The sequence below is a fragment of the Candidatus Accumulibacter contiguus genome (assembly GCF_012940005.1).
Classification (GTDB): Bacteria; Pseudomonadota; Gammaproteobacteria; order Burkholderiales; family Rhodocyclaceae; genus Accumulibacter; species Accumulibacter contiguus.
In genome coordinates, this window is the sequence record NZ_SPMX01000062.1 from 1 (window position 1) to 12,956 (window position 12,956).

21 protein-coding genes and 3 pseudogenes are annotated in these 12,956 nt (G+C 60.4%); all 24 read left to right on the top strand.

Features of this window, described 5'->3' with window-relative positions; all coding sequences use genetic code 11:
- The coding region (locus E4Q08_RS18380; protein WP_248594994.1) for a group II intron maturase-specific domain-containing protein at positions 1 to 647 on the top strand (647 nt) is incomplete at its 5' end.
- Entirely contained in the window at positions 644 to 1,417 is a 774-nt protein-coding gene (locus E4Q08_RS25850; protein WP_169071430.1) for a DUF4351 domain-containing protein, read from the top strand. The genes E4Q08_RS18380 and E4Q08_RS25850, both read left to right, overlap by 4 nt.
- A gap of 28 nt (positions 1,418 to 1,445) precedes the next feature.
- Complete coding sequence (locus E4Q08_RS18390; RefSeq protein WP_169071431.1) at positions 1,446 to 1,910, top strand: hypothetical protein; 465 nt, start codon at positions 1,446 to 1,448, stop codon at positions 1,908 to 1,910.
- A 99-nt stretch (positions 1,911 to 2,009) separates the two neighbouring features.
- The gene (locus E4Q08_RS18395) at positions 2,010 to 2,417 is read left to right on the top strand and encodes a hypothetical protein (protein WP_169071432.1); all 408 of its coding nucleotides are present in this window, start codon (positions 2,010 to 2,012) and stop codon (positions 2,415 to 2,417) included.
- 24 nt (positions 2,418 to 2,441) lie between these two features.
- On the top strand, positions 2,442 to 2,831 hold the full coding sequence (locus tag E4Q08_RS25855) for an Rpn family recombination-promoting nuclease/putative transposase (protein ID WP_308240169.1): 390 nt from the start codon (positions 2,442 to 2,444) through the stop codon (positions 2,829 to 2,831).
- Positions 2,831 to 3,205, top strand: a complete 375-nt coding sequence (locus E4Q08_RS26415; RefSeq protein WP_308240170.1) for a DUF4351 domain-containing protein — start codon at positions 2,831 to 2,833, stop codon at positions 3,203 to 3,205. Before E4Q08_RS25855 ends, E4Q08_RS26415 begins: the two co-directional genes overlap by 1 nt.
- A gap of 326 nt (positions 3,206 to 3,531) precedes the next feature.
- Positions 3,532 to 3,756: a hypothetical protein gene (locus tag E4Q08_RS18405; RefSeq protein ID WP_169071433.1), complete on the top strand. Its 225-nt coding sequence runs from the start codon at positions 3,532 to 3,534 to the stop codon at positions 3,754 to 3,756.
- A 177-nt stretch (positions 3,757 to 3,933) separates the two neighbouring features.
- Complete coding sequence (locus E4Q08_RS25015) at positions 3,934 to 4,143, top strand: PIN domain-containing protein (protein WP_248594995.1); 210 nt, start codon at positions 3,934 to 3,936, stop codon at positions 4,141 to 4,143.
- Between the two features lie 204 nt (positions 4,144 to 4,347).
- Positions 4,348 to 4,682, top strand: a pseudogene (locus E4Q08_RS18415) (helix-turn-helix domain-containing protein).
- A 51-nt stretch (positions 4,683 to 4,733) separates the two neighbouring features.
- A pseudogene (locus tag E4Q08_RS18420) lies at positions 4,734 to 4,910 on the top strand (GDP-mannose 4,6-dehydratase); the annotation flags it as partial.
- Positions 4,911 to 5,177: 267 nt separating this feature from the next.
- Positions 5,178 to 5,393 carry a DUF2283 domain-containing protein gene (locus E4Q08_RS18425; RefSeq protein WP_169071434.1) on the top strand — a complete coding sequence of 72 codons (216 nt, stop codon included), beginning with the start codon at positions 5,178 to 5,180 and terminating at the stop codon, positions 5,391 to 5,393.
- Positions 5,390 to 5,599 (top strand): DUF29 family protein, encoded by a 210-nt coding sequence (locus E4Q08_RS18430; protein WP_211203485.1) that lies wholly within the window; start codon positions 5,390 to 5,392, stop codon positions 5,597 to 5,599. Before E4Q08_RS18425 ends, E4Q08_RS18430 begins: the two co-directional genes overlap by 4 nt.
- A gap of 518 nt (positions 5,600 to 6,117) precedes the next feature.
- The gene (locus E4Q08_RS18435; protein WP_169071435.1) at positions 6,118 to 6,324 is read left to right on the top strand and encodes a type II toxin-antitoxin system HicB family antitoxin; all 207 of its coding nucleotides are present in this window, start codon (positions 6,118 to 6,120) and stop codon (positions 6,322 to 6,324) included.
- Positions 6,325 to 6,678: 354 nt separating this feature from the next.
- A complete protein-coding gene (locus tag E4Q08_RS18440; protein ID WP_248595003.1) occupies positions 6,679 to 7,416 on the top strand; it encodes a DUF4351 domain-containing protein in 738 nt (245 codons plus the stop codon).
- Positions 7,417 to 7,558: 142 nt separating this feature from the next.
- A complete protein-coding gene (locus tag E4Q08_RS18445; protein WP_248594997.1) occupies positions 7,559 to 7,933 on the top strand; it encodes a DUF2442 domain-containing protein in 375 nt (124 codons plus the stop codon).
- A 1,041-nt stretch (positions 7,934 to 8,974) separates the two neighbouring features.
- Positions 8,975 to 9,413, top strand: a pseudogene (locus E4Q08_RS18450) (DUF29 domain-containing protein).
- A gap of 205 nt (positions 9,414 to 9,618) precedes the next feature.
- Positions 9,619 to 9,843 (top strand): hypothetical protein, encoded by a 225-nt coding sequence (locus E4Q08_RS18455; protein WP_169071437.1) that lies wholly within the window; start codon positions 9,619 to 9,621, stop codon positions 9,841 to 9,843.
- Positions 9,821 to 10,177: a PIN domain-containing protein gene (locus E4Q08_RS18460; protein ID WP_169071438.1), complete on the top strand. Its 357-nt coding sequence runs from the start codon at positions 9,821 to 9,823 to the stop codon at positions 10,175 to 10,177. The genes E4Q08_RS18455 and E4Q08_RS18460 overlap by 23 nt, the downstream gene beginning before the upstream one ends.
- Before the next feature lie 73 nt (positions 10,178 to 10,250).
- Positions 10,251 to 10,922, top strand: a complete 672-nt coding sequence (locus E4Q08_RS18465) for an RpnC/YadD family protein (RefSeq protein WP_308240171.1) — start codon at positions 10,251 to 10,253, stop codon at positions 10,920 to 10,922.
- Between the two features lie 258 nt (positions 10,923 to 11,180).
- The gene (locus E4Q08_RS25865; protein WP_169071439.1) at positions 11,181 to 11,408 is read left to right on the top strand and encodes a hypothetical protein; all 228 of its coding nucleotides are present in this window, start codon (positions 11,181 to 11,183) and stop codon (positions 11,406 to 11,408) included.
- The gene (locus E4Q08_RS18475) at positions 11,402 to 11,578 is read left to right on the top strand and encodes a hypothetical protein (protein ID WP_169071440.1); all 177 of its coding nucleotides are present in this window, start codon (positions 11,402 to 11,404) and stop codon (positions 11,576 to 11,578) included. Before E4Q08_RS25865 ends, E4Q08_RS18475 begins: the two co-directional genes overlap by 7 nt.
- Complete coding sequence (locus E4Q08_RS18480; RefSeq protein ID WP_169071441.1) at positions 11,575 to 11,919, top strand: type II toxin-antitoxin system VapC family toxin; 345 nt, start codon at positions 11,575 to 11,577, stop codon at positions 11,917 to 11,919. The genes E4Q08_RS18475 and E4Q08_RS18480 overlap by 4 nt, the downstream gene beginning before the upstream one ends.
- A gap of 229 nt (positions 11,920 to 12,148) precedes the next feature.
- Positions 12,149 to 12,406, top strand: coding sequence for a UPF0175 family protein (locus E4Q08_RS18485; protein ID WP_169071442.1), 258 nt, complete (start codon positions 12,149 to 12,151; stop codon positions 12,404 to 12,406).
- On the top strand, positions 12,403 to 12,891 hold the full coding sequence (locus E4Q08_RS18490; RefSeq protein ID WP_169071443.1) for a PIN domain-containing protein: 489 nt from the start codon (positions 12,403 to 12,405) through the stop codon (positions 12,889 to 12,891). Before E4Q08_RS18485 ends, E4Q08_RS18490 begins: the two co-directional genes overlap by 4 nt.
- Positions 12,892 to 12,956 lie beyond the last annotated feature (65 nt).

Below are 12,956 nucleotides of genomic sequence, written 5' to 3' on the forward strand. Positions count from 1 at the left end.
GCGGCGTGATCTCCCCGCTCTTGGCCAACTGCTACCTGCATATTCTCGACCGAATATGGCAACGGCAGCACCTGAAGGGCAAGCTATCCGCACATCTCGTGCGTTACGCGGACGACTTTGTCATCCTGTGCCGAAAAGAGGTAGAGGAACCGCTGAAAGTGGTGCGTCATGTCCTGGACCGTCTGGACCTCAGCCTCAACGAGACGAAGACCCACATCGTGGACGCCACCCAAGCAAGCTTCAACTTCCTGGGTTTCACGATTCAGATGAGTCGAGGGGCCAAGACTGGAAAACCGTACCCGAATGTCCGGCCAGCAGACAAATCGCTGAAGAAAATCAAGGCGAGGCTGACGGAACTCACGGGCCGGAAACTGACCCCCATCCCCTTGAGAGATATCGTGGGAAACGTCAACCGCAGCCTGCGAGGCTGGGCAAACTACTTCCACTATCGAAACTCAAGTCTGGCGATGAGCAAAGTCAGATACCACGCGGAAGACCGGTTGCGAACCCATTTGATGAAGCGTCATCAGGTGAAGGACCGAGGAACTGGTTTCCGCCGGTTTCCAAGTGCTCATCTCTACGGGCGCTACGGGCTATACAAAGTTCCTACGAAGGCGGGCTGGAACTCGGCGCATGCCGTGGCGTGAAGAGCATCGGAAAGCCGTGTGCGGGAAAATCGCATGCACGGTTTGATGAGGGAGGGCAGGCGAAAGCCTGTCCTCTACTCTACCGCAAGGGCGAAGTGGGCCGCGGTGAGAAACTGCCGGCGGTTTTCCCGTTGGTCATCTACAATGGCCGTGATCCGTGGGGCGCCGCCCGCGACGTCGGCGAACTGATCGACGAACTACCCGGCAGCCTGAAGTGCTATCGACCGATGAACCGCTACTTTCTGCTCGAAGAAGCGAGCGTCGAGGAAGCGCAACTGGCCGACGAGTCGAACACGGTCGGCGGCATCATCCGGATCGAGCAGAGTGGCGCGCCCGCCGACATCCGTCGAGCTGTCGCGCGGCTTCATCAGCGGCTGCAGGGTCCGCAGTACGACAGCCTGCGCCGGGCGCTGGTCGTATGGATCAACCGGGTCGTACTTCGCCGGCTGATGCCCGGCCAGGCGATCGCGGAAGTTAACGAACTACAGGAGATCGACACCATGCTGGCGGAAACGGTAGACAGCTGGACACGGCAGTGGAAAGAAGACGGGCTGCGCGAGGGTCGCCTCGAAGGTCGCCTCGAAGGTCGCCTCGAAGGTCGCCTCGAAGGCGAGAGCACGTTGCTGCAGAAGCAGTTCGAGCGCCGTTTCGGGCCGCTACCGGACTGGGCGCGCCAACGGCTCTTGGATGCGACGACCGAGCAACTGGAGGCGTGGGCGCTCGAAATCCTCGACGCCACCACGCTCGAGGACGTGTTCCGGGAAGATTGAGCGGCGGGCCAGCCAGTAGCAAGCTGCCTTGATCTTTCGCGCACCCGGCGAAGAACGTGGCGCCCTCATCAACCATCAAGACCGGGCCGAGATCCGGCGTCTGCTCGGCTTGGCCGACCGCTGGCTGGCCGTGCGCAGAATCGGGAACCAGATGGGCCGTGAAAGCAGCGCGCATCCGAAGCTGGTGCGCAGCACCTTGCGGGCTGCGCATGGTGTCGTTCCCGTGCAGGTCGCCATTATCGAGGCACTGATCGGCGAAGCACGAAAGGTGCCGCTGGGCTTGATGGTCCAGGCAGACGATCGGCGCGGGCGAGCGAGTGGTCGTGGTCGCGTCCATCGCACGGCAACCACGTGCTGCCGCAGTACGCGGACCCTGGGTATTGCAGTGCTGGGCCGCGGCAACCGTGAACCAATTCACACGCGACCGGCCCGGGCGCTGGGATCATCCGGGGCAGTCGCACGTCGGCGCGCTCGCCGTGCGGCCTGGCGTTGAACCATCGCGACCGCTGATCGTGCGCGAGCGGCGGTTTCCCGCAAGGGCGGCCCACTACGAGCCCTTGCGAAATGAACCGCGCCGTCACGGCCGCTGGGCATGGAAGAAAAGACGAGCAATCTGCTGAATGCCAGCGCATTCCGGCATGGCGGTAGCGTGCCCGCGCGCGCGCCGTCGGACGCCGGGTACGACCCCCGTCGGGCCCAGCCGGGAGACCGGCTGCCAATCGCCGGACTGCAAGCCGCGGACCGGATCCAACCCGCGCTAGACGCGATGCGCGCGACGCGGTTCAGCTTCATCAACGAACGCGCCAACCTCGCCGAAGCGACCCCAAACGGGTGCCATTTTGCTATCTGGGCACAGGCTTTCAGGCCGAACACCGAGGGCATGGGCGAAGCGCCGAGTCGGACGCTGCTCAACGAACTCTTCGCTGCCGGAGTGACCGCCACCGCCCGCGACCCGGTCGCCATGGAAGCGGCCCGGCGGTTCTTCCGCGACGAGGCGTGACCCATCTCCGCCAAGCACAGACCGATGGAAAAACCGACCCTACCCAGCGACGACTACGACACCCCGTGGAAAGACGCGCTGATGCGCTATTTCCCGGAGTTCATGGCCTTCTACTTCCCCCGAGCCCACGCCGAGATCGACTGGCAGCAGCCGCACATTTTCCTGGAGCAGGAACTCGCCCAGGTGGTGCAGGACGCGCAGCTCGGCAAGCGCCTGGTTGACTGCCTGGTGCAGATCGCGACGCGGGACGGAGGTGAGCAATGGGTTTACATCCACGTCGAAGTCCAGGGCCAGCCGGATGCCGACTTCCCCGAGCGCCTGTTCACCTACAACTACCGCCTCTACGACCGCTCTACGAACGCAACTGGGACAAGCAGCGCATCATCGATCTGTTCGGGGTCATTGACTGGCTGATGCGGCTGCCGACAGACCTGGAGCAACGGCTGCTGCACGAAGTCTACACACTGGAAAGGAAGGTCCGCATGCCCTACATTACCTCTGCAGAACGCTTCGGAATCGAGAAAGGCCGACAGGAAGGCCGACAGGAAGGCCGACAGGAAGGCCGACAGGAAGGCCGACAGGAAGGCCGACAGGAAGGCCGACAGGAAGGCCGACAGGAAGGCGAGGCTGCCCTCCTGAAGCGCCTGCTCGCGCGTCGCTTTGGCGCGCTCCCCGATGCAGTCCAGGTTCGGCTGACCACCGCCGATGTCGATCAGTTGGAAGAATGGGCGATCAAGGTGCTCGATGCCGAGTCCGTGGACGAAGTCTTCGATCAGCGCCCACAGTAGCAAGGGGGCAGCACACCCCAACCGGTTGCGATGTCGCAGGACACCCCCTCACGACTTCGTCATTGCCACCGGCGCGCCATACAGCGGTCGGCAGTTCGTCGTCCAGTTCGTCAAGTTCGCCGCCGTATGACCGGGGCGCGCCTGTGTATTTTGCCGGTGAGGACCGACAATCCAGCCCAAAGGCTTCGTCATCGCCACCGGCGTACAATATTCACAGAGACTTCGTCAACGCCGCCGCCAAAAACTCGGCATGCTCAAAGCTGCTGGGCTGAAGAACCCGAAGGAAGTGGTTAAACTCAAGAAAAGTGCATGGTGAGGTAGGTCACATGAACAGCGTGGCAGAACTGGTTTTCGAGCAAGTGCGTAGCCTTCCCGAAGCTGAGGTGCGTGAAGTGCTCGACTTTGTGGGTTACCTGAAGTCGAAACACCGGACGGCTGAGTTCGCCGAGGGCGACGAGGCGGCAGATTGGGTGGAATTTGAGAAGCACGCGTGCGCCTGGTCGGGACAATACCATCGGGACGAGTGCTATGACCGCAAGGTTCTTCGCTGATACCAATATTGCCGTTTACTCGTTGGACGAAGACTCCGACAAGCGCCAGCGCTGCTTTGAGATCCTCCGGCGCCGGCCGGTGATCAGCGTCCAGGTCGTCAACGAGTTCCTGAGTGTATTGCTCTGAGCAAGCGCCGGATAGACCGGCCTGCCGCCAATCGACTGGGCCAGATACTCTTGCACCGTTGCGAAGTCGTACCGATAACCGCCGAGGTCACCCTGCAAGCCATGTACGTGGGCGAACGCTATCAGATCAGCCACTGGGATGCCCTGATCGTGGCTGCAGCCCTGACCGCCGGCTGCGACACCCTTTATTCCGAGGACATGCAGGATGGACAAGTGTTCGAGGGAAGGTTGACGGTGGCCAATCCGTTCTTGCATGGCTGAGTGCCGAGTGCTGACGCTTCTTGTCAAGCCTCTCACGATCACGTATCGCCAGCCTTACCCACCTGGACGTGGCTGTGGCCCTGACCGGGGCCCGTTGGTACTGCGGCTGGTGAGGCCTGCAGACCATGTTGCTGGGGCCAGCTGAGGTTGCCAGGTTGACTCCTCTTCGGGAGGTATTTCCTATACTGTCCCCCTTATCGCTCCATGAAAACAGTTCGAGTGACGATTGATGCCGCCTCTGCAGGTGGGCTGACACTTGGGCGTATCGACCCGGCACGTGTGGACGCTACGACTGAAGAGAGCATCGCTGCACAGCGCGCGGCGGATGAATCCGAAGCCAGGCTGGATGCGGCCGGTACGCACGCAGGGTCAGAACGCGCCTTGGTCTCAGCCAGGTCGAGTTTGCGCGGCGTATTGATGTTTCTGTCGAGACCATCCGCAATTGGGAACAAGGCAAACGCTCCCCGGCCGGTGCGGCAAAGGCCTTGTTCAAAGTGTTGGACAAGGCACCCGAGCTAGCGCTGGCCGCACTCGAGTAGAACCATGGTTTCCAGATTGCCAATGATCGTTCCCTGGGTGTCCCTTTAATGAGGCACACCGAAGTCGAAACCCTGCTCGGCGAGCCCGCCAAAGCCAAACTCGGCTGGACCCCCACAATCAGCTTTGACGAACTCGTCGTCGAAGTAGTCCGCGAAGACCTCAAATCCGCCGAGCACGACGAACTCATCAAGAAGCATGGCGACAAGGCCATGGACTACTACGAGTAGGCGGCAACGCTGTATGCCAGATTCCCCGACCACCCAACACCCCATGACGGAATATTTCCGGAACGACGTGTTGATAAAACGTTCATACCTTCGCCTCGAATGGTGCAAAGAAGCGCTGGACCACCCCGTGCGCAAGGAAGTCCAGCCCGAGGACCAGCGAATCCGCCACTGGATATTCGCTCCGGAGCTGGGCAGGTATCTGCGGGTGGTGACCTTGGAAGACGGTGCTACCCTTCACAACGCATTCCCCGGCAGGAGATTCAAGCCATGAGACTCTCTTATGATCCAGAAACGGATTCGCTGTACATTCACCTGAACGAAAACCCAAGCAAAGACAGCGATGAGGTTGCGGATGGCGTTGTGCTTGATTTTGACGAAAACGGCGGGCTGGTTGGCATTGATGTCCAACATGCCAGCAAGCACGCGGATATCAGCCGATTAATTCTGAGCAAGATGCCCTTCCGGGAACTGGAAGCAGCTTGACCCCCCCAACTCACGACAGCCCGCACCGCCGCCGTGGTGGCGAGAGCGAACAGCGCGAACCTGCGAGCCGGCTGTCGCTTCTTCTGGCATATCTGCTCAAGTGGCGATATCAGCCGGAACGGCGGGGAGCCAGTTGGGAAAAGACCGTCCTCGCGCCGCGCCATGAGATAGCCCATGGACCACCGAGCCACGCCAGCATCCTGTAGGAGCCCGATTCATCGGGCGAATGAGCCCAATGAGTGGCTCAAGCGCTTGGCGAAACCGGCCTCGATGGCCTTCCCAACCCCTGTCCCTGACCGATGGAAAAAGAAGTCCTCAGTGATGCCTGGCTACCGGAGCCTGAAGACACGCATCGCGCCCAACCGCTCCCCGGCGCCGTTACCTCACCAGGCGGAGAGCGGCTTGCGCAGTACCAGCAGCGGTACGGCTGCACGGCAATTGATCAACCGTCAGCAAGGCAGGAATGCACCAGCCGCAGGCGTGCTCTTGTACTCAGGATCATTGGCTGGCGCACAACTTCGATATGCTCACGGCGACGGACCGCTCCGTGAGCATGTGGGAACGAGAGCTTCCTGGCGCAGCCCCAATTCTCGACAGCCCCCGACACCTCGCGCCATGACCGAGGTCAGCTGAGGTTGGTGAGTGGGCCCTGCGCTGGAAGGTATTTACTATACTGTCCCCGTTTTTTCCCATATGTCCCTTTATTAGCCGGAGGACCAAGACCATGGAACTCACTGCCGTTCTTACATCCGCCGAAGAGGGCGGGTATGTAGCCCTCAATCCTGAAACGGGGACGACAAGCCAAGGTGAAACAATCGAGGAGGCGATTGCAAATTTGACAGAAGCGACAGCACTTTATTTGTCCGAGTTCCCGCTTTCCGCTCCCTCGCATCCCTTGATAACAATGTTCAGCGTTCCTGCTCATGCCTAACGGTCATGGCTTGGTGAGACACCCCGGATGATGAAAGCCCTGACCGTTTCCCTCTCCCCCCAACCCCCTCTCCCGCGAGTGGAGAGGGGAGATTCGTGAGTCGCTGACGCGACTTTCACGGTAACGCTACGCAGAACTGCTGCGCCGGCAATCTTACTGATGACGCGGATTTCGCGCTGTATCGCGGCCGCATATTGGCCGAACGGAGGCGTGCATGGATCGACAGGTGATCGAACAGAAGCTCGAATCTCTGCACCGCTGCCTGGTCAGGGTGACGGAAGAATGCCCTCCAGCCGGATGAAAAAAAGCGGTCGGATTTCGGAACATCGTCATCCACAATTACGACGCCATCGACTGGCACATCGTGAGCAAAGGGTTCACATCCACGTCGAAGTCCAGGGTCAGCACGATGCCGACTTTCCCGAGCGCCTGTTTACCTACAACTACCGCCTCTACGACCGCTACCGTCGTCCGGTTGCCAGCCTGGCCGTGCTGGCCGACGAACGTGAAAACTGGAAGCCGAACGGGTTTGGCTATCCACTGTTCGGCTGCGAGGTCGGCATCCGCTTTCCCGTGGTCAAGCTCCTCGACTACGCCAACCAGACCGAATCCCTGCTTGAAGACCCCAACCCCTTCGCACTGGTCACCGCGGCTCACCTTCTTACCCGGCGCACCAAGGGGGACCCGGAACAGCGCTATGCGGCAAAATGGCGGCTGGCCAAGCTGCTCTACGAACGCAACTGGGACAAGCAGCGCATCATCGATCTGTTCGGGGTCATCGACTGGCTGATGCGGCTGCCGACAGACCTGGAGCAACGGCTGCTGCAGGAAGTCTACACACTGGAAAGGAAGGTCATCATGCCTTACGTCACCTCTGCAGAACGCTTCGGAGTCGAGAAAGGCCGCCAGGAAGGCCGCCAGGAAGGCGAGGCTGCCCTCGTGAAGCGCCTGCTCGCGCGTCGCTTTGGCACGCTCCCCGATGCCGTCCAGGTCCGCCTGAACACCGCCACGATCGATCAGCTGGAAGAATGGGCGATCAAGGTGCTCGATGCCGAGTCCGTGGACGAAGTCTTCGATCAGCGCCCACAGTAGCAAGGGGGCAGCACACCCCAACCGGTTGCGATGTCGCAGGACACCCCCTCACGACTTCGTCATTGCCACCGGCGCGCCATACAGCGGTTGGCAGTTCGTCATCCAGTTCGTCCAGTTCGCCGCCGTATCACCGGGCGCGCCCATGTACTTTGCCGGTGAGGACCGAGAGCGTGTGAATTCCTGCCTGGCGAGGGTGACACTGGTCGTCATTCCCGCACAAGCGAGAACTTGCCTGGTTTATCAGCTTGTTCTTGCAGGCATGGCGGTATGGAAACGGGTGATTACGGCACGCTATCTTGGCAACTATCAAGTTGCACTTGTCTTCTCTGACAATAAAGAAGGGATTTTGGACGGTACAAGTTTGTTACAACGCCACGGAACGCTGATAGAAGCGCTGCGCGATGAGAATTTCTTCAAGCTCCTGTTTGTCGATATGGGTGCCTTATGCTGGCCGAACGGCCTGGAACTCTCGCCGGCACGACTGTACGAGAACTGCAACAGGACTGCAGTGGCCTGAGGCCTCGGACAAGGCCAACCAAGGCGCGGTCCATGTCGTCCTGCTGCGTGATGTACTTGAGCATCACGCGATTTCCCAACCCCTCGTGTTGCATTGGCTGGTGCGCCAGTTGCTTGGCAGCGCGGCGGGAACCTTCAGTAGCTACGGCAGGAAAGCAGTGCGCCAGCGGCATGAAGCAAACTACGACGACACGTCGAGGAGAGAGGCATTCCCGTTGGTGCTGCGGCTGGTGGGGCATGCAGGCAAGGTTGCCGCGGCCAGCGGAGGTTTCCCGGTTGACGCTTCTTCGGGAGGTATTTCATCTCCTGTCCCTTGGATTCCCGACGAAGTTGGCATCGTCTCTGCCAGGCCGAGGCCGGCGAGGTCATCGCCCCATCATCCCAGGCCAAGCGGGTTGGTGACCCGGCAAACCGCGCGCATGGCCAGGCGCCTCGACTGGACCGCGCGCAACGGCGGGATCATCCGCCTGAACGACGGTTTCTGGCGGCAGCGCTGACGATGATCAACCTGGAGCTTCCATGAAAGCCAGCTCCCCAGGGTTCGACGTGGACGGCGATTCGATGGCCCGCCAAACAGGTGGCAGAAGCACCGGATGAGGAAATCGTGCCTACTCCGCCTGACGACAGCGTGGCAACATGGGATGGTTCGCCCAAAGGTCGGTGCGGTATACTCGCCGCTTCTGGCAAAGGCCTGGCTACCAGAACCGGGCAGCCGGCTGCCAGTCCACCCGCCGCAGACCCCATCGGCAACCCATTTCGCTGAATGCTCAGGCATTCCGGCAGGGCGGTAGCGTGCCTGAACCCCTTCTGTTCGCTCGCCACGCACCGTGCCGGAGATCGGCAGCACGCCGCACAGAACGCGTCCCGGTGCGCCGGGCCAAGGCCGTCGACCTGTCTCGCGGCTGACTGGGCAGCCCTCACAAGGCCTTGCCTGCTCTCTCCAACCTGCAGCAAAACTACGGTGATGCCAACCGACCTTCTGCTCTCGAAACCGGAGCTTCGGGTAGAATCGACTTACAGGTCATTGTGGAGGGAGCTCGATATGAGCACCAGTTACGAAGCCGATGTCGTGGCATGGGCAAACGAGCAGGCCAGCCTCCTTCGTGCCGGGCGGTTCGAGCTGCTAGACCGCGACCACATCGCGGAGGAAATTGAGGACGTGGGTAAGAGCGAACAGCGCGAACTGGCGAGCCGGATGTCGGTTCTACTGGCTCATCTGCTCCAGTGGCGATATCAGCCGGAGCGGCGGGGGAGCCAGTTGGGAAAAGACCATCGTCGCGCAGCGCAAGGAGATTGCCTATGGACTGAGTGACGCCCCAAGCATCACCCCCAAGCTGCAGGAAACGCGATGGCTTGAGATGGTGTGGGCCAAGGCGGTTGCTCAGGCGGTTGGGGAAACCGGCCTCGATGGCTTTCCCGACGCCTGTCCGTGGGCGATGGAAGAAGAAGTCCTCAATGATGACTGGCTACCGGATGCCTGAAGACACGCATCGCGAGTAGCCGATCCCCTGGCGCCGTCGCGTCACCAGGCGGGCAAAGGCTTGCGCAGTATCAGCGGCGGTGTGGCGCGCAGCAGGGCTTCGGAGACTTCGTCAACGCCGCCACTCGGCATGCTCAAAGCTGCTGGGCTGAAGAACCCGACGGAAGTGGTTAAACTCAAGAAAAGTGCATGGTGAGGTAGGTCACATGAACAGCGTGGCAGAACTGGTTTTCGAGCAAGTGCGTAGCCTTCCCGAAGCTGAGGTGCGTCAAGTGCTCGACTTTGTGGGTTACCTGAAGTCGAAACACCGGACGGCTGAGTTCGCCGAGGGCGACGAGGCGGCAGATTGGGTGGAATTTGAGAAGCACGCGTGCGCTTGGTCGGGACAATACCATCGGGACGAGTGCTATGACCGCAAGGTTCTTCGCTGATACCAATATTGCCGTTTACTCGTTGGACGAAGACTCCGACAAGCGCCAGCGCTGCTTTGAGATCCTCCGGCGCCGGCCGGTGATCAGCGTCCAGGTCATCAACGAGTTCTTGAGTGTATTGCTGAGCAAGCACCGGATAGACCGGCCTGCGGCCAATCGACTGGGCCAGATACTCTTGCGCCGTTGCGAAGTCGTACCGATAACCGCCGATGTCACGCTGCAAGCCATGTACGTGGGCGAACGCTATCAGATCAGCCACTGGGATGCCCTGACTGGTGCCCGTTGGTGCTGCGGCTGGTGGGGCCTGCAGGCCATGTTGCCGCAGCCAGCTTAGGTTTCCCCAGGTTGACTCCTCTTCGAGAGGTATTTCTTATACTGTGCCCTGATCTCGACATGACGCCTTCACCTTGAACCCGCCCCCCGAAACCACCGTCGCCAACGACGACTACGACACCCCCTGGAAAGACGCCGTCACGCGCTACTTTCCAGAGTTCATCGCATTCTACTTTCCCGACGCACATCGGCAGATCGACTGGAACCGCGGCTACACCTTTGATCAGGAACTCGCCCAGATTGTCAAAGATGCCGAACTCGGCAAGCGGCTCCTCGACAAACTCGTCCAGGTCGCCACCCACGACGGCGGCGAACACTGGGTGTACATCCACATCGAAGTGCAGGGCGACCGAGCCGGCGACTTCGCCGAACGTCTATTCACGTATAACTACCGCCTCTACGACAAATACCGGCGCCCTATCGCCAGCCTCGCCGTGCTTGCGGACGACCGCCCACACTGGAAGCCGCAAACGTATGGCTATGAACTCTTCGGTTGCCGGCACTACCTCGAATTCCCCACCGTAAAGCTACTCGACTACCAGCCGCAAACCCAAGCCCTGCTGGTCGACCCCAACCCTTTCGCTCTGGTTACTGCCGCTCATCTGCTCACCCAGCAAACCAAAGGCGACGACCGGCAAAGGCTTGCGGCAAAATGGCGGCTAGCCAAACTGCTGTACGAACGGAACTGGGACAAGCAACGCATCCTTGACGCCACCACGCTGGAAGAGGTTTTCAAGGATCACTGAGCGCTTGACCCACCGGACAAGCAGGGTCGGTTCCGGTGGTTGAGCCCGGTTGTCTGTCGCAGGGCGCAATAAGCTGCGCATCGCGCCATAGGCAACCGCGCACCATGATCATGCGGCGCAGCGCCCGTTGGCTATTCTCAATGGGTCTACATCCACGTCGAAGTCCAGGGCCAGCATGATGCCGACTTCCCCGGGCGCCTGTTCACCTACAACTACCGGCTCTACGACCGCTACCGCCGTCCGGTTGCCAGTCTGGCCGTGCTGGCCGACGAACGTGAAAACTGGAAGCCGAACGGGTTTGGCTATCAACTGTTCGGCTGCGAGATCGGCATCCGCTTTCCCACGGTCAAGCTCCTGGATTCCGCCAACCAGACCGAATCCCTGCTCGAAGACCCCAATCCCTTCGCTCTGGTCACCGCCGCCCACCTTTTTACCCGGCGCACCAAGGGTGAACCGGAACAGCGCTATGCGGCAAGCATGTGCTGATTGAACTGCCCGATGCCTGCAATAATCGCCGCGTCGAGATCATTGTCCTCGCCGCCGATGAACCCGTTACGGTTGGTCGGCGCCTCCACCCGCACATTGCCGGCCGAGTTCAAATCAATGGCGATATTCTCGGCAGCCTTCCCGAAAGCGATTGGGACTTGCCTCGATGATCGTTCTCGACACCCACATCTGGCTCTGGTGGATCAATGAGGATCAGATACGTCTCCAATTGGCCTGGACCGCGCGTATTGAAAGTGCTGAGCCGGTCGGTGTTTCTGCCATTTCCTGCTTTGCAGTCGCCGGGTTGGCACATCATGGCCGAATCGACCTGCCATGTGCCGAAGAGGCATGGTTCGAGAAAGCCCCCGATGGTTCGGGCATCACGCTGTTGCCGATCACCGCACGCATCGCCCGCACTGCCGTTCAGCTTCCCGAACTCCATCGCGATCCCCAAGACCGACTGATCATCGCCACGGTACTGACGCACGACGCCACTCTCATTTCCAGTTGACCCGTTTGAACGCCGCGTCAAGCCGCCACCAGCCCCGTGGCGGTCGGCATACGCGACTCACCATCGATCTGCACGGCAGGAATCCGTGCGTGCTGGGTTGAGGCAGGCTGCAGGCAACATAGCCCAGCCCAGCTGGGGTTCCCGGGGGTGACTCTTCTCTCAAGGTATTTCATATACTGTCCCCGTTTTTGCCCGCAGGCATGCGAGGACCTTTCGGAGGCGGATTGCTATGCAAAGTACCATTGAAATAGAGTGCCCACGGGAAATCTTGTTGGGGTTGCACCTGGACGCAGACCAATTCGCCGACTTGGTCAAGGAGGAAGCCGCGATAGCCTTGTTTCGCGAGGGTCGCTTGTCGTCTGGCATGGCAGCAAACTGGCTTGGCATTCCGCGCGCCCATTTCCTCTTGAAAGCCATGCAGACAGGTGGCGCAAACCTGTTGGAAGACAACGATGACGACTTTCTCAGAGAGATTTCCTTGCTGTGATCGTTTTTTCCAACACCACGCCGTTTATTGCACTTGCCAGCATCGGCCAGTTGAATCTCTTGCCGCAGTTATTCGCCACGGTGTACGTCGCGGAATCGGTCATCGGCGAATGCGCTGAAGGCGGACGAATACTGGTTCCCGCTTTGAGATCACTGGATTGGGTCATCCCCGTAGTAGATGAAGCCACATCAGGATTACCCGTCCTCCTCGAACTGGATCGTGGAGAAAAGCAAACCATCATTCTGGCGATGAAATACTCCGCGCACAGAGTGATCATCGACGAGCGCCTGGGACGCCGCGTTGCCGAGTATCTTGGGTTGAACGTGACAGGCACGCTCGGTGTGCTTGCCAAAGCCAAGTCGGTTGGCCTGATCCCTTCATTCCATGAAGCCGCGCAAGCGATGCGACACCAAGGCATCCACTACAATGCAGGATTGATTGGTCGGGTTGCCCTGCACCTGGGCGAGATACCCGGATCGAACTGAACGACCCAGTGGCCCCCTTTGTTGGAGAACTGCATGTAGGCATCTGTCCGCTGCCGCGGGACGTG

Bases quoted from the DNA above. Each gene is read 5' to 3' on its own strand.
- E4Q08_RS18395 (WP_169071432.1), top strand. From the start codon at position 2,010: ATGGAAGAAAAGACGAGCAATCTGCTGAATGCCAGCGCATTCCGGCAT.
- E4Q08_RS18460 (WP_169071438.1), top strand. From the start codon at position 9,821: ATGACCGCAAGGTTCTTCGCTGATACCAATATTGCCGTTTACTCGTTG.
- E4Q08_RS18405 (WP_169071433.1), top strand. From the start codon at position 3,532: ATGAACAGCGTGGCAGAACTGGTTTTCGAGCAAGTGCGTAGCCTTCCC.
- E4Q08_RS18435 (WP_169071435.1), top strand. From the start codon at position 6,118: ATGGAACTCACTGCCGTTCTTACATCCGCCGAAGAGGGCGGGTATGTA.
- E4Q08_RS18455 (WP_169071437.1), top strand. From the start codon at position 9,619: ATGAACAGCGTGGCAGAACTGGTTTTCGAGCAAGTGCGTAGCCTTCCC.
- E4Q08_RS25855 (WP_308240169.1), top strand. From the start codon at position 2,442: ATGGAAAAACCGACCCTACCCAGCGACGACTACGACACCCCGTGGAAA.
- E4Q08_RS18445 (WP_248594997.1), top strand. From the start codon at position 7,559: ATGTACTTTGCCGGTGAGGACCGAGAGCGTGTGAATTCCTGCCTGGCG.
- E4Q08_RS26415 (WP_308240170.1), top strand. From the start codon at position 2,831: ATGCGGCTGCCGACAGACCTGGAGCAACGGCTGCTGCACGAAGTCTAC.
- E4Q08_RS18480 (WP_169071441.1), top strand. From the start codon at position 11,575: ATGATCGTTCTCGACACCCACATCTGGCTCTGGTGGATCAATGAGGAT.
- E4Q08_RS18425 (WP_169071434.1), top strand. From the start codon at position 5,178: ATGAGACTCTCTTATGATCCAGAAACGGATTCGCTGTACATTCACCTG.
- E4Q08_RS18485 (WP_169071442.1), top strand. From the start codon at position 12,149: ATGCAAAGTACCATTGAAATAGAGTGCCCACGGGAAATCTTGTTGGGG.